Origin of the sequence: Streptomyces sp. NPDC056883, from assembly GCF_042788835.1 — a bacterium.
Classification (GTDB): Bacteria; Actinomycetota; Actinomycetes; order Streptomycetales; family Streptomycetaceae; genus Streptomyces; species Streptomyces stoeckheimensis.
On the sequence record NZ_JBHUBS010000015.1, the window covers coordinates 135,349 to 151,872 of the forward strand.

A 16,524-nucleotide genomic window follows, 5' to 3' on the forward strand; every position below is an offset into this window, starting at 1 on the left:
CAGGCGCATTTACGCAAGCCAACCCACACGTCACCCGGTACAGTTGAGGACGAGGACTGGCCGGACAACGCGGCTTCACGTGCGGTCATGGATGTAGTTTCCGAACGAGGGGTATCACGTGACGATCAAGGTCGGCATCAACGGATTCGGCCGCATCGGCCGCAGCTTCTTCCGCGCCGCCCTTCAGCGGGGCACCGGCCTGGAGGTGGTCGCCGTCAACGACCTCACCGACGCCGCGACGCTGGCCCACCTGCTCAAGTACGACAGCACGCTCGGCAAGCTCGGCCACGAGGTCAAGGCCGTCGAGGGCAACCTCGTCATCGACGGGCGCACCATACGCGTGACCGCCGAGCGCGACCCCGCGAAGCTTCCGTGGGGCGAGCTGGAGGTGGACGTCGTCATCGAGTCCACCGGCGTCTTCACCGACGCGCACAAGGCGCGCGCCCACCTGGAGGCCGGTGCCCGGAAGGTCATCATCAGCGCGCCCTCGAAGAACGAGGACCTGACGATCGCCTTCGGCATCAACGACGACCTCTACGACCCGGCCGTGCACGACATCGTCTCCAACGCCTCGTGCACGACCAACTGCCTGGCCCCGCTCGCCAAGGTCCTCGACGACGCGCTCGGCATCGAGCACGGCCTGATGACCACGGTCCACGCCTACACCGCGGACCAGAACCTCCAGGACGGACCGCACAGCGATCTGCGCCGCGCCCGCTCGGCGGCGACGAACACCGTGCCGACCACCACGGGCGCCGCCAAGGCGATCGGCCTGGTCCTCCCGCAGCTCAAGGGCAAGCTCGACGGGTACGCGCTGCGCGTGCCGATCCCGACGGGCTCCGCCACCGACCTCACCGTCCGCGTCGGCCGCGCGACGACGGCCGAGGAGGTCAACGAGATCTTCGCGAAGGCCGCCGAGGGCCCCCTCGCGGGCATCCTCACGTACACCGACGAGCCGATCGTCTCCAGCGACATCGTCACCGACCCCGCGTCGTGCATCTTCGACTCGGGCCTGACCAAGGTGATCGGCGACGGCCGCCAGGTCAAGATCGTCGGCTGGTACGACAACGAGTGGGGCTTCTCCAACCGTGTCGTGGACACCGCCCTGCTGATCGGCGCCCGCTGACCGGCGCCCCGTAGACGGGCGCCCGCCGACGGCGACCCCGTCGGCCGCGGCGCCCGTCCCGACCGGAGGATCCCGATTCCCGTGATCAAGACCCCCCATCACGAGGGTGAACAGGCCGTCCAGAAGCAGGCCGGCGAAGGCGGTCCCGGCTGGGGATCGCCGATGTTCGACGACGTGATCCAGCCCGGCTTCGACCAGTACCTGATGCGCCAGCGCATGCTCTTCCTGGGCGGCGCCGACGCGACGGGCGCCATGTGGTCCTCGCTGGTCACGGGCGACCCCGGCTTCGCCCTGCCCACGAGCCGGCGCACGATCACGCTGTCTTCCCTGCCCGTGCCGGGCGATCCGCTCGCCGAAGCCTTCGCCGAGACGGCCGACATCGGGCTGCTCGCCCTCGAACCGCACACGACGACCCGGATCCGGATCAACGGCGTGGCGCGGCGCGAAGGGGATTCCCTCCGCATCCGCACCGAGCAGGTCCTGGGCAACTGCCCCAAGTACCTCCAGGTACGGGTCCCGGTCGCGGACGGGCCCGCATCGGCGACCCGGGAGACCCGGGACGGCGACGCGCTGACGCCCGAGCAGGAGAAGTGGATCCGCGGCGCGGACACCTTCTTCATCGCCAGTCAGGCCGACGGCTACGGCGCGGACTCCTCGCACCGGGGCGGCGACCCCGGCTTCGTCGAGGTGGCAGGACCGCGCAAGCTCGTCTGGCCCGACTACTTCGGCAATTCCTTCTACATGACCTTGGGCAATCTGCAGCTCAACGAGAACTGCGGACTGCTCTTCCTGGACTGGGAGTCCGGCCACACCCTGCAACTGACGGGCAAGGCTCGGATCAACTGGGCCGAGGGGGACCGGGCCGACGTGCCCGGAGCCCTGCGGATGTGCGAGTTCGACATCGAACGCGTGGTGCAGATCGACGGGGCGACCCGGTTGCGCTGGGCGTTCAACGGTCCCTCGCCCTACAACCCGCCGGCACCGGCGCGGGGCTGAAACCCCCGCAGCCCCCGCGCCGTCCCCCTCCCCCGGCCCCCTGGTCACCGTCCGGCCGTGCCGCCTCCCCCGTCGGTGCGGCCGGACGGTGTTGTACCCCCTGCCCGCCGGGCACGCCGCCCACCCGCCCGAGGACCCCCGCCCGAGGACTCTCCCGTTTAAGGACTCCGCCATGCCCACCACGCCCGCCACGCCCGGTCCCGTCCTGCCCCGGCTGCGCGCCGACGTCTCGACGGTCCCCGCCTACGTGCCGGGCCGCGCGGCCCGCGACGAGTTCGTCGACAAGCTCTCCTCGAACGAGAACCCGTACCCGCCGCTCCCGTCGGTGATCGCCGCGGTCGAGACCTGGCTGGGCCGCCTCAACCGCTACCCCGACCCCACCGCCGCCGAGCTCGTCGCGGAACTCTCCGCGCGCCTCGACGTCCCCGCCGACCACCTGGTCCTCGGCACCGGCTCGGTCGGCATCACCCAGCACCTGGTCGCCGCCGCCGCGGGGGCGGGCGACGAGGTCGTCTTCGCCTGGCGCTCGTTCGAGGCGTACCCGCTGCTGACCTGGGCCGCCGGGGCGACCTCCGTCCAGGTCCCGCTGCGCGACGAGACCCACGACCTGGACGCACTGGCCGACGCGGTCACCGACCGCACCCGCCTGATCTTCGTCTGCAACCCGAACAACCCGACCGGCACCGCCGTACGCCGCGCCGAGCTGGAACGCTTCCTGGACCGCGTGCCGGCCGACGTCCTGGTCGTCATAGACGAGGCCTACCGCGAGTTCGTCGACGCCGCCGAAGACATCCCGGACGGCATCGACCTCTACCGGGACCGGCCCAACGTGGCGGTGCTGCGCACCTTCTCCAAGGCCTACGGACTGGCCGCGCTCCGCGTCGGCTACGCGGTGGCCCACCCGCACGTGACGGCGGCCCTGCGCGCCTGCTCCGTACCGCTCGGCGTGAGCGGCCCCGCCCAGGCCGCCGCCCTGGCCTCCCTGCGGGCCACCGAGGAACTCCGCGAGCGGGTGGCCGACCTGGTGGCGGAACGCGCCCGCGTCAGCGCCGGCCTGCGCGCGGAAGGCTACGAAGTCCCCGACAGCCACGCCAACTTCGTCTGGCTGCGCCTGGGCTCCCGCACCTCCTACTTCGCCGACGCCTGCGAGGCCGCCGGCCTGATGGTCCGCCCCTTCGGCGACGAGGGCGTCCGCATCACGATCGGCACCCCGGACGCCAACGACCGCCTCCTGAAAACCGCGGCCCACTGGGACCGGTGAGCCTAGCTCCCAAGGGCGAGACGGACACCGGTCCAGCCGAGTAGCCGGCAGCGAGGCCTCTCCGTTCCCGACGCTCACCATCAGCAAGGGAGCAGGTACACGGCCCACACGAACGAGGCGGCGTACTCCGACGGTTGTCGGGTACGCCGCCTCGGTACGGGACGGGTCTGCGGGAAGGTGCCCCGCGCTGTCACGGTGCCTACTTCGGGTCGCTGTTGAACTTCGCGGCCGACCAGAAGTAGCCGAGCACCGCGAGGCCCAGGCACCAGGCGAGTGCGATCCATCCGTTGTGGCCGATCTCGGTGCCGAGCAGCAGTCCGCGCAGGGTTTCGATGGCCGGCGTGAAGGGCTGGTACTCGGCGATGGGGCGGAACCATCCCGGCATCCCCTCGACCGGGACGAAGGCGCTGGAGAGCAGCGGCAGCAGGATCATCGGCATGGCGTTGTTGCTCGCTGCCTCGGCATTCGGGCTGATCAGCCCCATGCCGACGGCGATCCAGGTGAGCCCCAGGGCGAACAGCACGAGGAGCCCGAAGGCCGCCAGCCATTCCACGGCGGTGGCGTCCGTGGAGCGGAAGCCGATGGCCACGGCGACCGCGCCCACGAGGACGACGCTCGCGATCGACTGCAGCACGCTGCCGATGACGTGCCCGATGAGGACCGACCCACGGTGGATCGCCATCGTGCGGAAGCGGGCGATGATGCCCTCGCTCATGTCCGTGGAGACCGACACCGCGGTGCCGATGGTGGTACTGCCGATGGTCATCAGCAGCAGACCCGGCACCAGGTAGGCGATGTAGTCGGAGCGGTCGCCGCCGATGCCCGCGCTCATCACGTCGCCGAAGATGTAGACGAAGAGCAGCAGGAGCATGATCGGTGTGAGCAGCAGGTTCAGGGTGAGGGACGGGTAGCGGCGGGCGTGCAGGAGGTTGCGGCGCAGCATCGTGGACGAGTCGCGGACGGCGAGGGCGAGGGTACTCATCGGGCGTTCTCCTTGTTCAGGTCGTGGCGGGGGTCGGTGCCGGTCAGGGCGAAGAACACGTCGTCCAGGTCGGGAGTGTGCACGGTCAGTTCGTCCGCCTCGATACCCGCCGCATCCAGCCGGCCGAGGAGCGAGCCGAGCGCGCGCTGGCTGCCGTCACTGGGAATCTGCAGAGTGAGGGATTCCTCGTCCCGGATGGACTCGCCGAGCGCTGCCACCGCGGCCCGGTAGAGGGCCGGGTCGGAGAACCGCAGGCGTACGTGGCCTCCGGGGATCAGCCGCTTCAACTCCTCCGCGGTGCCCTGAGCCGCGATCCGGCCGTCGTTCAGTACCGCGATCCGGTCGGCGAGCTGATCGGCCTCCTCCAGGTACTGCGTGGTGAGGAAGACCGTCACGCCGTCAGAGACGAGCCCGCGGATGATCTGCCACATGGTGTGGCGGGAGCGCGGGTCCAGCCCGGTGGTCGGCTCGTCGAGGAAGATGATCCGCGGATCACCCACCAGCGTCATCGCAATGTCGAGGCGACGCTTCATGCCACCGGAGTACGTCGAAGCCGGCTTCTTCGCCGCCTCCACCAGGTCGAACCGCTCGAGGAGTTCGGCCGCGACCCGCCGCCCCTCCCGCTTGGACAGGTGGTGCAGGTCCGCCATCAGGAGCATGTTCTCCTCCCCCGTGATCAGCCCGTCCACCGCCGAGAACTGCCCGGTCACACCGATCGCGGCGCGGGCCGCCCGCGGGTCGGCGGCCAGGTCGTGGCCGCCGACCCGGATCTCGCCGGAGGCGGGATCGGGGGAGACGAGGGTGGAGAGGATCTTCACGGCGGTGGTCTTGCCCGCGCCGTTCGGGCCGAGCAGGGAGAAGACCGTTCCTTCGGGGACGGCCAGGTCGATGCCGTCGAGGACGGTCTTTTCGCCGTAGGACTTGCGCAGCCCGTTCGCGGTGATGGCCCAGCTGGTCATGAGGGGTGCTCCTTTACAGGTCTCAGAGGCTGCGGGCGGTGATGTCGCCGTAGGCGGTGGTCGCGTGGATGTCGAGGCCGGCGGTGGCACCGTCGGGGGTGCGCAGGGCGTTGTGGATCCGGCCGTGGGCGGCGCCGGCGTCGAGGGTGGCGCTGACCCCGCGGGCGGCGCCGACCGAGATCTCGCCGTACTCGGTGCGCAGTTCGACCGTGCCGCACACGGCCTCGGCGATGCGCAGGTCGCCCTTCTGGGTGCTGATCCGGGCCGGGCCGCCCAGGCGGCCCACCGAGACGTCACCGGCCGCGAGGGTCAGGTGGGTGCTCGCGGCCTCGTCGAGCTTGACCGAGCCGCGGGCGCTCTCGAAGACGACGTCACCGAGGCGTCCGACGCCCCGCAGTTCGGCGTCGGCCGCCTTCGCCTCGACGCGGGATCCGGCGGGCAGCTGGACGGTCACCTCGATGGAACCGGATGCGCCCAGGAGCTGGTTCTTCGCCGGGGCCGCGATCCGCAGGACCCCGTCGGCGTACTCGACCGAGGTCTGCTCGGCCGCCTTCACGTCACGGCCCTTCGAGGCGTCGGCGGGCCGGACCTCGACCGCGGTGTCGGTGCGGTCGGCGGCGATGAAGCGGATGCTGCCGGCGGGGATGTCCAGCACGGCGGAGATCGGGGTGGCGGTGGCGAACTTCTGCATGATTCTCTCCTGCGACTCGTTGTTTCCGATGAGCGAAAAGCTACGTTGCTTTCCACATCCCGACAAGCAAGTCATCGCGAGGAAACTCAATACATGCAGGTCAGAGCCATCAAATCGTTGCGAAGGCTTGGAATTGAATGCAACGACAGAGGCTCGAACGTTGCAATGAACTAGAAGTGAAAGCTACACGCCCGCCCGGGCCAGCCGCGCCGCCAGTGCGCGGACGTGGTCGCGGAGTTCGGCGGGCTCCAGGACCTGGAAGTCGATGCCCTTGAGGGCGATGTACAGGGCGATCTGGTCCAGGGAGCCGCCTCCGGCGTGGAACAGGCACGACTGCTCGTCGAGCTTCTCCAGTCGCCCGGCGGTGGGCGAGGTGTGTTCGGCGACCACTTCGATCGGGGCGTGGAAGAGGATCTTCGCCTGGAACCGGTAGGGCGCCGAGGACAGCGCGTGGGACATGTAGGCGCTCAGGTCCGGCGCCGGCGCCGGCCGTGGCGCGAAGCGCGGGCCGGGCTGGAGCGGGGTGTCGAAGCGGTCCACGCGGAAGGTGCGCCAGTCGTCCCGGTCCAGGTCGAAGGCGAGCAGGTACCAGCGGCGGCCGGTGTGCACCAGCCGGTACGGCTCCACGCGCCGGGTGTTCTTCTGGTAGCCGAAGCGGATCCCCTCGTGGGCACGGCAGGCGGCGGCCAGGGCCGCCAGCAGGCTCGCCTCCACCGCGGGTCCCGCCCCGGCCAGCGGCAGGATCGCGGACTGCACCGCGGTCACCCGGTGGCGCAGCCGGGACGGCAGGACCTGTTCGAGTTTGGCCAGTGCGCGCAGCGAGGTCTCCTCCATCCCCGAAACCGACCCGGTGGCGGCGGCACGCAGTCCGAGGGCGACGGCCACCGCTTCCTCGTCGTCCAGCAGCAGCGGCGGAAGGGCGGCGCCGACCCCCAGCCGGTAGCCGCCCGCCGTGCCGGTGGCCGACTCCACCGGGTAGCCCAGGCCGCGGAGCCGGTCGACGTCCCGCCGGACCGTACGGGTGGTCACGCCGAGCCGGCCGGCCAGCTCCGGCCCCGGCCAGTCGGGCCGGGACTGCAACAGGGACAGCAGGCGCAGCAGCCGTGCCGAGGTCTCCAGCATGCGCGGACAACTCCTCTATGTTCACCGTTGGTTGAGGACCGGAGCTGTCCTCAAGGGCTCCTAGTGTCTGTCTTGCCGCCCCGAACGGGCCACGGCAGAACCGCGAAAGCCAAGGGAGACGCTCATGATCCTCGTCACCGGAGCCACCGGGAACGTCGGCCGCCACGTGCTGGACCTGCTGATCGAGGACGGCCACGAGGTCCGGGCGCTGACCCGCGATCCGCAGCGCTCGGTGTGGCCGGCCGAGGCCGACGTCGTCGCCGGCGACCTCTCCGACGCCGTGTCACTGGAGGCGGCGCTGACCGGGGTCGACACGGTGTTCCTGTTCGCGGCGCCGGGCAGCGGACCGGGCTTCGTCGCCGCCGCGGAGCGGGCCGGGGTGCGCAAGGTGGTGCTGCTCTCCTCCGGCGCGGTCGACGACGCCGCCGAGGTCCAGGACGGGCCGATCGCCGCCTACCACGCGGAGGTCGAGCAGGCCCTGCGCGCTTCCGGCCTGGAGTGGACGTTCCTGCGCCCGGACGCGTTCGCCGCCAACACCCTGATGTGGGCCGGTCAGACCCGGTCCGGCGATGTGGTGCGCGGCGCCTACGCCGGGGCGGCCTCCGCGCCGGTCCACGAAGCCGACATCGCCGCCGTCGCCGCCCTGGCCCTGACCCGTGACGGGCACGGGGGCCGCGTCTACGAGCTGACCGGGCCCGAGTCGCTGACCCACGCCGACCAGGCCCGGATCCTCGGCGAGGCGATCGGCCGGCCGATCGAGTACGCCGAGCTGCCCGTCGAGGCGGTGCGCCGGGCGATGAGCGCCCACGTCCCGGGGCCGGTCCTCGACGGCATCCTCAAGGTCTGGTCGGAGGCGGTCGGCCGCATCGCGCCGACCACCACCGACATCGAGAAGGTCACCGGCCGCCCCGCCCGCAGCTACCGCGACTGGGTCCTCGACCACGCGGCGGCCTTCTGAACCGAAGAAGAGATCTTTCCCCAGGACCGATGAGTTTCCCCGGGGCCCGCAGTCTTAGATCGTGAAAGGCGCGCCGCAGCAGCCACGGAAGTGGCCGCGGGCGCGCCGGACGGACCTGCCGAGAGCCAGCCGCGAGATTCCGAGGACCCACGATGCGCACCCTGATCAGCTCCGCCTTCATCTCCCTCGACGGCGTCGTGGAGGCCCCCGGCGGCGAGCCCGGGTACCGGAACTCGGGCTGGACCTTCAAGGACGTCGAGTTCCTGCCCGAGGCGTTCGAGATCAAGGGCCGGGAGCAGAAGGAGGCCTCGGCGATGCTGCTGGGCCGGACGAGCTACGAGGCGTTCAGCCCGGTGTGGCCCGCCATGGAGGACTTCGCCGACTACAAGGTGATGCCGAAGTACGTCGTCTCCACCACCCTCACCGACGACGACCTGGTGTCGGACTGGGGCGACACGACGATCCTGCGCACCCTCGACGAGGTTGCCGCCTTGAAGGAGACCGAGTGCGGCCCGATCATCATGCACGGCAGCGCCGCCCTGAACCGGGCGCTCTCCGACGCCGGCCTGATCGACCGTTACCACCTGCTCGTCTTCCCGCTGCTGCTCGGCGCGGGCAAGCGGCTCTTCAGCGCCACGGACAAGGACGCGCAGAAGCTGAAGCTCGTCGAGCACGAGGCCTACGCCAACGGCCTGCAGAAGAACGTCTTCGACGTCGTCCGCTGACCGGGGCGCAAGCACCCGCGCACACGGAAGCACAGGCGCACACACGCGAACGGCGCCCCCGCCGGCAGGGCAGGGGCGCCGTTCGCATGCGTGCGTACGCCTCAGCCGAACAGCCGGCGCAGCTCCTCGTGGAACCCGGGGAAGGTCTTGCCCACGCAGGCCGGATCGTCGAGGGCGATGCCCTCGGCGCGCAGGCCCAGTACCGAGAAGGACATCGCGATGCGGTGGTCCCGGTGGCAGTCGACCGTCGCCGGGACGGGAGCGCCCGGGTGGACGGTGATGCGGTCCGGACCCTCCTCGACCCGGATGCCCAGCGCGCGGAGGTTCCCCGCGACGGCGGCGATGCGGTCGGACTCCTTCAGCCGGGCGTGCGCGATGCCCGTGATGGTGACGGGGGCGTCCGCGAGCGGGGCGATCGCGGCCATGGTCATGAAGGTGTCCGAGATATCGCCCATGTCGACGCTGAATCCGCCGCGCAGCGCTCCGGTGCCCGTGACCTCGGTCCAGTCCGCGGTTCTGGTGACCAGGGCCCCGGCGCGCCGCAGCACCTCCACGAACGCGGTGTCGCCCTGCAGGCTGCCGGAGCCCAGGGCCCGGACCCGTACGGTGCGCCCGGTGACGGCCGCCGCCGCGAAGAAGTACGAGGCGGTCGAGGCGTCCGGCTCGATGTCGAGGTCGGTGGGCCGGTAGCCGCCCGGGTGGACCGTGATCGTGCTGCCCTCCTCCTCGACCCGGGCGCCGAAGTGCCGCATCAGGGACAGGGTCATGTCCACGTACGGACGGCTGACCAGCCGCGGCACGTCCACCGTGAGCGGCCCGCCCATCAGCGGCGCGGCCATCAGCAGCCCGGAGAGGTACTGGCTGCTGAGCCCGGAATCCAGCTCGATGCGGCCGCCGGCCAGCCCGCGCGCGGTGAGGGTGAAGGGCAGGCCCGTACCGCGCACCTTCGTCCCGAGCCGGGTGAGTGCCTCCAGCAGCGGGCTCAGCGGGCGCGCCCGCAACTGGTCGGAGCCGTCGAAGGCGATCTCCCCGAGCCCGGTGGCCGCGAACGGCGGCAGGAAGCGCGCCGCGGTGCCGGCGTCGGCGCACCAGACCCGGCCGGGGCCGACCGGTCCGGTGCCGCGCCCGGTGACCTCCCAGACTTCGCCGGAGCCGTCGCCGTAGCCCGAGCCGTCTCCGTAGCCGTAGCCGCTGTCGCCGATGTCGCGCACCCCGGTGCCCAGGTCCGTCAGCGCGGCCCGGAAGGCGAGGGTGTCGTCGCTGACCAGGGGTGCGCCGAGCCGGCTGCGGCCGGGGGCGGCGGCCGCGAGGAGCAGCGCCCGGTTGGTGATGCTCTTGGAGCCGGGTATCTGCGCGTCCAGTACGGGAGTCGTCACGCCGCTCATCGTACGGAGCCTCTGCGCAGGGCCCGCTCGAAGCTCGCGCGGGCCGCCGCGGCGACCTTCGGCGCCGTCAGGCCGTGGAGTTCGTACAGGGACTGGTACGGGGCGGAGGCGCCGAAGGAGTCGATGCCCAGCGAGGTGCCGGCCGCGCCGACCAGGGCGTACCAGCCGAGGCTGGAGCCCGCCTCGACGGAGACCCGGGCGGCCACCTCGGCGGGGAGCACCTCCTCGCGGTAGGCCTCCTCCTGCGCCTGGAACCACTCCAGGCAGGGCATCGACACGACGCGGGTGGGGAGGCCCCCGTCCTGCAGGATGCGGCGGGCCTCGAGCGCGATGGGCACCTCGCTGCCGGTGGCGATGAGGATGACGTCGGGGCGGCCGCCGGCGGCTTCGGCCAGCACGTACCCGCCGCGCGCGGCGCCCTCGGCGGGGGACAGCCCGCTCTCCTCGGTGCGCTCCAGCACGGGCAGGTTCTGCCGGGACAGGCACAGGCCCGCCGGGCGGTCGTCGTTCTCCAGGATGGTGCGCCAGGCGACGACGGTCTCGTTCGCGTCGGCGGGCCGGACCACGTCCAGGCCGGGGATGGCGCGCAGCGACCAGAGGTGCTCGATCGGCTGGTGGGTGGGACCGTCCTCGCCGAGCCCGATGGAGTCGTGGGTCCAGACATAGGTGACGGGCAGCTTCATCATGGCCGCGAGGCGGACGGCGGGGCGCATGTAATCGGAGAAGACGAGGAAGGTGCCGCCGTAGGGGCGGGTCCCGCCGTGCAGGGCGATGCCGTTGAGGATGGCGCCCATGGCGTGCTCGCGGATGCCGAAGTGCAGGGTGCGCCCGTACCGGTGGCCGGAGTAGGCCTCGGTGGCCAGCTCCTCGGGGATGAAGGAGGGTTCGCCCTTCATGGTGGTGAGGTTGGACTCGGCGAGGTCGGCGGAGCCGCCCCACAGTTCGGGCAGTACGGAGGCGAGCGCGTTCAGCACCTCGCCGGAGGCCTTGCGGGTGGCGATCTGGCCGCCCGCGGGGAAGACCGGCAGGTTCTCCTGCCAGCCCTCGGGCAGCCGGCGCTCGGAGAGCCGGTCGAAGAGCTCGGCGCGCTCGGGGTTCAGGGCGCGCCAGTCGGCGAGGGTCTTGTCCCACTGGCGGTGGGCTTCGGCGCCGCGGTCGGCGACCCGGCGGGCGTGGTCGAGGACCTCGGCGGGGACCTGGAAGGAGAGCGAGGGGTCGAGGCCCATCGCGGCCTTGGCGGCGGCGGCCTCCTCGGCGCCGAGCGCGGATCCGTGGATGCCGCCGGTGTTGCGCTTCTTCGGCGCGGGCCAGCCGATGATCGTGCGGAGCGATACGAGGGAGGGCCGGTCGGTGGTCTCCCGGGCGGTGGTGAGCGCCCGGTGCAGGGCCTCGACATCCTCTGTGTACTCACCCGTGGCGGTCCAGTCGACCTCCTGGACGTGCCAGCCGTACGCCCGGTAGCGGGCGAGGGTGTCCTCGGAGTGCGCGATCTGCCGGTCGTCCTCGATGGAGATGCGGTTCTCGTCGTAGAGGACGACGAGGTTGCCGAGCCGCTGGTGCCCGGCCAGGGAGCTGGCCTCGTGCGCGACGCCCTCTTCGAGGTCGCCCTCGGAGGCGATGGCCCAGACGGTGTGGTCGAAGGGGGAGGTGCCGGGGGCAGCCTCCGGGTCGAAGAGGCCGCGTTCGCGGCGGGCGGCCATGGCCATGCCCACGGCGTTGGCAAGGCCCTGGCCGAGGGGGCCGGTGGTGGTCTCGACGCCCGGGGTGTGCCCGTACTCGGGGTGCGCGGGGGTCAGACTGCCCTCGGTGCGCAGGCCCTTGAGGTCGTCGAGGGTGAGCCCGTAGCCCGACAGGTAGAGCTGCGTGTAGAGGGTCAGGCTGGCGTGGCCGCAGGAGAGCACGAACCGGTCGCGGCCGGCCCAGCGCGGGTCCTGGGGGTCGTGCCTCAACAGCCGCTGGAAGAGCAGGTAGGCGGCCGGAGCGAGACTCATGGCGGTTCCGGGGTGTCCGTGTCCGGCCGCCTCGACCGCGTCCACGGTCAGGGCGCGGGCGACCTCGACGGCCCGGCGGTCGGCGTCCCCCCAGAGCAGGGCGGGCGCGGTGCCCTGCGGGGCGGTGGCGACGGTCATCTCGGGCCTTCCTGTTCGGGGGAGTTGGCGAATACGGGTGCTCCGGCCGGTGCGGGAACCCAGGCACGCAAGGGTGCTCCGGCCCGGGCGGGGAGCGCGGCGCCCAGCAGGACCGGGACCGAGACGGCATTGCCGGAACGGGCCGGGAGCCCGGCCCGCGCACGGGCCGCGCCGGGCGACGGGAGCGGGGAGGGAAGGGGCATCCGGGCGTCCGCGTCCGCTTCGGCGTGGGCGCGGCGGATCGCGCGGGCGCGGGCGTAGCGGACTCCGGGCCGGCTCACCGGGCGAGCCGTTCGTAGGCGGCCCGGAGCAGGTCCTCGTCCGGGGCGCTGAACAGGGCGGGACGGCCGATGGCGTCGAGCACGACGAACCGCAGCCGGTTGCCCCGGGTCTTCTTGTCGATGCCCATCGCGTCGCGCAGCGGGGCCCAGGCCCCGCCGTGGGTGGTGGGCAGGCCGGCGGCGGCGAGCAGGGCGCGGTGGCGCTCGGTGTCGGCGGCGGACAGTCGGCCGTCGAGCCGGGCGAGTTCGGCGGCGAAGACCATGCCGACGGCCACCGCCTCGCCGTGCCGGACGCGGTAGCCGGCGACCCGCTCGATGGCGTGGCCCAGGGTGTGGCCGTAGTTGAGGTGCTCGCGGCGGCCGTCCTCCCGGAAGTCCTCGGTGACCACCTCCGCCTTGACGCGGACGGCGCGCTCGACGAGCTCCCGGGTGTGGACGCCCCCGGCGGGGTCGTCCTCGACCAGGCGCAGGATCTCCGGGTCGGCGATGAACCCGGCCTTGATGACCTCGGCGAGGCCGCTGACGTAGTCGGCGGGCGGCAGGGTGTCCAGCAGGTCCAGGTCGCACAGGACCCCGGCGGGCGGGTGGAAGGCGCCGACGAGGTTCTTGCCCTGGGGCAGGTTGACGGCGGTCTTCCCGCCGATGGCGGCGTCGACCATGCCCAGCAGGGTGGTCGGCACCAGGACCAGCCGTACGCCGCGCAGCCAGCCGGCGGCGGCGAACCCGGCGAGGTCGGTGGTGGCGCCGCCGCCGACGGCGACGACGGCGTCGGAGCGGGTGAACCCGGCGTCGGCGAGGGCCCGCCACAGGCCCACCACGACGGTCATGTCCTTGGCGGCTTCGCCTTCGGGCACTTCGAGGGAGACCACGATGCGTCCCTCGTCGGTGAGCTCGCGGGCGATCTTGCGAGCCGTCGGCAGCAGGGTGCGCGAGTGCACGACGGCCACCCGCAGCGGTTCGCTGCCCAGGACGCGGCCGGTCTCGCCGGTCAGGCCGTGGCCCACCACGGCCTCGTAGGGCCGTTCGCCGCCGATCCGGATCCGGGTGCTCCCCGTCAGGACCGGCGTGTTCAGCGTCGGGGCGCTCATCGGACGGCCAGGTGGTCGAGGTAGCCGCGGTGGTTGCGGGCGGTCTCGGCGAGGGAGTCCCCGCCGAACTTCTCGAGTGCGGCGTGCGCGAGGACCAGCGCCGTCATCGCCTCGGCCACCACGGCCGCGGCGGGCACCGCGCAGACGTCGGAGCGCTGGTGGTGGGCGACGGCCGGCTCGCCGGTGGCGACGTCGATGGTGGCCAGGGCGCGCGGCACGGTGGCGATGGGCTTCATGGCGGCGCGCACCCGCAGCGGTTCGCCGGTGGTCATCCCGCCTTCGACCCCGCCGGAGCGGGCGGTGCGGCGGCGGACGGCCCCCTCCTCGTCCCGCTCGATCTCGTCGTGGGCGAGGGATCCGGGGACCTTGGCGAGGCCGAAGCCGTCGCCGAACTCGACGCCCTTGATGGCCTGGATGCCCATGAGGGCGGCCGCGAGCCGGGAGTCGATGCGCCGGTCGCCGTGGACGTAGCTGCCCAGGCCCGGCGGAAGTCCGTACGCGAGCACCTCGACGACTCCGCCGAGGGTGTCGCCGTTCTCGTGGGCCCGGTCGACCTCGGCGACCATCGCGGCGGAGGCCTCCGGGTCCAGGCAGCGCACCGGGTCGGCGTCGACGCGCTCGGTGTCGTCCGGCCCCGGCACCACGCCCTCGGGGGCGGCGGCCGCGCCGAGGGACACGACGTGGCTGACGATCGTGATCCCGTACGCCTGCCGGAGGAAGGCCCGGGCGACCTCGCCGACGGCGACGCGGGCGGCGGTCTCGCGGGCGCTGGCCCGCTCCAGGACGGGCCGGGCGTCGTCGAACCCGTACTTCTGCATCCCGGCGAGGTCGGCGTGGCCGGGTCGGGGGCGCGAGAGCGGGGCGTTGCGCGCCCGGCCGGCCAGCACCTCCGGGTCCACGCCGTCGGCGGCCATCACCGTCTCCCACTTGGGCCATTCGGTGTTGCCGATCTGGATCGACACCGGTCCGCCCTGGGTGAGGCCGTGGCGGACGCCTCCGAGGAAGGTCACCTCGTCCCGTTCGAAGGCCATCCGGGCGCCCCGGCCGTGGCCGAGGCGGCGTCGGGCGAGGGAGTCGGCGACCGCCTTGGTGGAGATCTCCACCCCGGCTGGCAGGCCTTCGAGCACGGCGGTGAGGGCGGGGCCGTGCGATTCGCCCGCGGTGAGCCATCGCAAAGTACTCAAGGGTGATCCTCTGTCGTGCGGCGTGGTGGGCCGGCGTGGTGGGAGGTCGGACCCGGCCGGTGGGGCGGCCGGATCCCCGTAGGGGGGATGGATGACGGAAGGGCCGTACGGGGATCCGCGGACGCGGGGTCAGACGCCGACGGCCACCGGCGGAGCCTCGATCGGCCCCATCCGCTGGACCCGCCAGCCGGCGCCCATCAGGCCCTGGGCCATGGTGACGGCGGTCCCGCGGGCGACCATCAGCTCGACCAGGCCGCTCTCGTCGCCGGGCGAGTGGTCGATGGTCATGTCCTCGATGTTGATGCCGAGTTCGGCGGCGTTCGCGAGGAGCCGGGCCAGTTCGCCGGGCTGGTCCCCGATCAGGACGCGGACCGGCGCGCAGGCGGGCACCGGGTGCCCGTGCTTGCCGGGGATGCGGTCGCGGCCGCTGAGGCCGCGGCCGAGCAGGTCGGCCAGGAGCGTGGTGCCCTGGGCGCGTTCGTCGGCGTCGTCGGTGGCGAGGCCCCGCAGGGCGGCCACGGTGACCTGGAGGTCCTCGGCGAGTTCGGTCAGCACGTCGGCGACCGCGGTGGCGTTGGATTCCAGGATGTCGCTCCACAGCCGGGGGTCGCCCCCGGCGATCCGGGTCACGTCGCGCAGCCCCTGCCCGGCCAGCCGGCAGGCGTCCTCCGGGAGGTGCTGGAGGCGGGCGGCCATCAGCGAGGCCACCACGTGCGGAGTGTGGGAGACGCGGGCCACGGCCCGGTCGTGGACGTCGCTGTCCATCACCACGGGCACCGCCCCGCACAGGGAAACCATCATGAGCGCCATGTTGAGCGCGTCGCGGCTGGTGTGGGCCGTGGGGGTCAGTACCCAGGAACGGCCTTCGAAGAGGGTGGCGCAGGCGGCGAGCGGGCCGGAGCGTTCCCGGCCGGCCATGGGGTGTCCGCCGATGAAGCTGACGGGGTCGGCGCCGGCGGCGAGGATCCCGATCTCCGGCTCGGTCTTGACGCTGGCGACGTCGGTGTACGAGCGGGCGAGGCCCAGCCTCTGCCGGGCGGCGAGCACGGTGCCGACCTGGGCCGGCGGGACGGCCAGTACGGCCAGGTCCACGGTGGTCTTCGGGGCGCCCACGGTGCCGGCGCCGAGCGAGGCGGCGGTGCGGGCGGCCGACTCGTTCTCGTCGATGAGGTGGACGGCCACCCCGCGACGGGACAGGGCCAGTGCGATGGAGGTTCCGATGAGGCCCGTGCCCACCACCGCGGCGGAGCGGATCATCTGGAGTCTCCGACGGTGACCAGGTCCTGGCGCAGGGCGGCCGCGCCGCCCAGGTAGATGTGCTTGACCTCGGGCTTGGGCAGGTCCGACTCGGCGTAGGCGAGGATCCGCACCACGCGGGGCAGGGAACCCGCGATGTCCAGTTCCTGGGCGCACATCAAGGGCACGTCGATCACGCCCAGTTCGCGGGCGGCCACCGCGGGGAACTCGCTGACCAGGTCGGGGGTCGCCGTGAAGAGCACACTGACCAGGTCGTCCTGGTCCAGCCCGTTGGCGTGGAGCATCTCCTGGAACAGCTTGCGGACCCCGTCCAGCAGGTGGCCCCGCTCGTCGACTTCCAGCTGGATTGCACCGCGCAGGGCACGCACGGACATGGGCTT

General features: G+C 72.6%; 16 protein-coding genes. 5 read left to right on the top strand and 11 right to left on the bottom strand.

Annotation, left to right across the window (positions count from 1 at the left end; translation table 11 throughout):
- Positions 1–118 precede the first annotated feature (118 nt).
- The 3 genes from gap to hisC all read left to right on the top strand — a co-directional run bounded on the left by gap (position 119) and on the right by hisC (position 3,383).
- The gene (gene gap, locus ACFRU2_RS30640; protein WP_382756757.1) at positions 119–1,126 is read left to right on the top strand and encodes a type I glyceraldehyde-3-phosphate dehydrogenase; all 1,008 of its coding nucleotides are present in this window, start codon (positions 119–121) and stop codon (positions 1,124–1,126) included.
- 81 nt (positions 1,127–1,207) lie between these two features.
- Positions 1,208–2,122, top strand: coding sequence for a pyridoxamine 5'-phosphate oxidase family protein (locus tag ACFRU2_RS30645; RefSeq protein ID WP_382978143.1), 915 nt, complete (start codon positions 1,208–1,210; stop codon positions 2,120–2,122).
- A 172-nt stretch (positions 2,123–2,294) separates the two neighbouring features.
- A complete protein-coding gene (gene hisC, locus ACFRU2_RS30650; protein WP_382978146.1) occupies positions 2,295–3,383 on the top strand; it encodes a histidinol-phosphate transaminase in 1,089 nt (362 codons plus the stop codon).
- A gap of 199 nt (positions 3,384–3,582) precedes the next feature.
- On the opposite strand, the gene ACFRU2_RS30655 is transcribed toward hisC, so the two are convergent.
- The 4 genes from ACFRU2_RS30655 to ACFRU2_RS30670 form a co-directional block, all read right to left on the bottom strand.
- A complete protein-coding gene (locus tag ACFRU2_RS30655; protein ID WP_382978148.1) occupies positions 3,583–4,365 on the bottom strand; it encodes an ABC transporter permease in 783 nt (260 codons plus the stop codon).
- Positions 4,362–5,324 (bottom strand): ATP-binding cassette domain-containing protein, encoded by a 963-nt coding sequence (locus ACFRU2_RS30660; RefSeq protein ID WP_382978151.1) that lies wholly within the window; start codon positions 5,322–5,324, stop codon positions 4,362–4,364. Before ACFRU2_RS30660 ends, ACFRU2_RS30655 begins: the two co-directional genes overlap by 4 nt.
- Before the next feature lie 22 nt (positions 5,325–5,346).
- The gene (locus ACFRU2_RS30665; RefSeq protein WP_382978154.1) at positions 5,347–6,015 is read right to left on the bottom strand and encodes a DUF4097 family beta strand repeat-containing protein; all 669 of its coding nucleotides are present in this window, start codon (positions 6,013–6,015) and stop codon (positions 5,347–5,349) included.
- Positions 6,016–6,198: 183 nt separating this feature from the next.
- Positions 6,199–7,137, bottom strand: coding sequence for a helix-turn-helix transcriptional regulator (locus ACFRU2_RS30670; RefSeq protein WP_382978157.1), 939 nt, complete (start codon positions 7,135–7,137; stop codon positions 6,199–6,201).
- 124 nt (positions 7,138–7,261) lie between these two features.
- On the opposite strand from ACFRU2_RS30670, the gene ACFRU2_RS30675 reads away from it, so the two are divergent.
- On the top strand, positions 7,262–8,095 hold the full coding sequence (locus ACFRU2_RS30675) for an NAD(P)H-binding protein (protein ID WP_382978160.1): 834 nt from the start codon (positions 7,262–7,264) through the stop codon (positions 8,093–8,095).
- 152 nt (positions 8,096–8,247) lie between these two features.
- Positions 8,248–8,820, top strand: coding sequence for a dihydrofolate reductase family protein (locus ACFRU2_RS30680; protein ID WP_382978163.1), 573 nt, complete (start codon positions 8,248–8,250; stop codon positions 8,818–8,820).
- Positions 8,821–8,921: 101 nt separating this feature from the next.
- On the opposite strand, the gene aroA is transcribed toward ACFRU2_RS30680, so the two are convergent.
- The 7 genes from aroA to aroH form a co-directional block, all read right to left on the bottom strand.
- Positions 8,922–10,196, bottom strand: coding sequence for a 3-phosphoshikimate 1-carboxyvinyltransferase (aroA, locus tag ACFRU2_RS30685; protein WP_382978166.1), 1,275 nt, complete (start codon positions 10,194–10,196; stop codon positions 8,922–8,924).
- A gap of 5 nt (positions 10,197–10,201) precedes the next feature.
- Positions 10,202–12,334, bottom strand: a complete 2,133-nt coding sequence (tkt, locus tag ACFRU2_RS30690; RefSeq protein ID WP_382978169.1) for a transketolase — start codon at positions 12,332–12,334, stop codon at positions 10,202–10,204.
- Complete coding sequence (locus ACFRU2_RS30695; protein ID WP_382978170.1) at positions 12,331–12,615, bottom strand: hypothetical protein; 285 nt, start codon at positions 12,613–12,615, stop codon at positions 12,331–12,333. Before ACFRU2_RS30695 ends, tkt begins: the two co-directional genes overlap by 4 nt.
- A complete protein-coding gene (gene aroB / locus ACFRU2_RS30700; RefSeq protein WP_382978173.1) occupies positions 12,612–13,703 on the bottom strand; it encodes a 3-dehydroquinate synthase in 1,092 nt (363 codons plus the stop codon). The genes ACFRU2_RS30695 and aroB overlap by 4 nt, the downstream gene beginning before the upstream one ends.
- A complete protein-coding gene (aroC, locus tag ACFRU2_RS30705; protein ID WP_382978175.1) occupies positions 13,700–14,887 on the bottom strand; it encodes a chorismate synthase in 1,188 nt (395 codons plus the stop codon). Before aroC ends, aroB begins: the two co-directional genes overlap by 4 nt.
- Before the next feature lie 129 nt (positions 14,888–15,016).
- A complete protein-coding gene (locus ACFRU2_RS30710) occupies positions 15,017–16,141 on the bottom strand; it encodes a prephenate dehydrogenase (RefSeq protein ID WP_382978305.1) in 1,125 nt (374 codons plus the stop codon).
- Complete coding sequence (aroH, locus tag ACFRU2_RS30715; protein ID WP_382978178.1) at positions 16,141–16,518, bottom strand: chorismate mutase; 378 nt, start codon at positions 16,516–16,518, stop codon at positions 16,141–16,143. Before aroH ends, ACFRU2_RS30710 begins: the two co-directional genes overlap by 1 nt.
- Positions 16,519–16,524: the final 6 nt, after the last annotated feature.

Bases quoted from the DNA above. Each gene is read 5' to 3' on its own strand.
- ACFRU2_RS30675 (WP_382978160.1), top strand. From the start codon at position 7,262: ATGATCCTCGTCACCGGAGCCACCGGGAACGTCGGCCGCCACGTGCTG.
- aroH (WP_382978178.1), bottom strand. From the start codon at position 16,518: ATGTCCGTGCGTGCCCTGCGCGGTGCAATCCAGCTGGAAGTCGACGAG.
- ACFRU2_RS30680 (WP_382978163.1), top strand. From the start codon at position 8,248: ATGCGCACCCTGATCAGCTCCGCCTTCATCTCCCTCGACGGCGTCGTG.
- ACFRU2_RS30660 (WP_382978151.1), bottom strand. From the start codon at position 5,324: ATGACCAGCTGGGCCATCACCGCGAACGGGCTGCGCAAGTCCTACGGC.
- ACFRU2_RS30655 (WP_382978148.1), bottom strand. From the start codon at position 4,365: ATGAGTACCCTCGCCCTCGCCGTCCGCGACTCGTCCACGATGCTGCGC.
- ACFRU2_RS30665 (WP_382978154.1), bottom strand. From the start codon at position 6,015: ATGCAGAAGTTCGCCACCGCCACCCCGATCTCCGCCGTGCTGGACATC.
- aroB (WP_382978173.1), bottom strand. From the start codon at position 13,703: ATGAGCGCCCCGACGCTGAACACGCCGGTCCTGACGGGGAGCACCCGG.
- ACFRU2_RS30670 (WP_382978157.1), bottom strand. From the start codon at position 7,137: ATGCTGGAGACCTCGGCACGGCTGCTGCGCCTGCTGTCCCTGTTGCAG.
- tkt (WP_382978169.1), bottom strand. From the start codon at position 12,334: ATGACCGTCGCCACCGCCCCGCAGGGCACCGCGCCCGCCCTGCTCTGG.
- hisC (WP_382978146.1), top strand. From the start codon at position 2,295: ATGCCCACCACGCCCGCCACGCCCGGTCCCGTCCTGCCCCGGCTGCGC.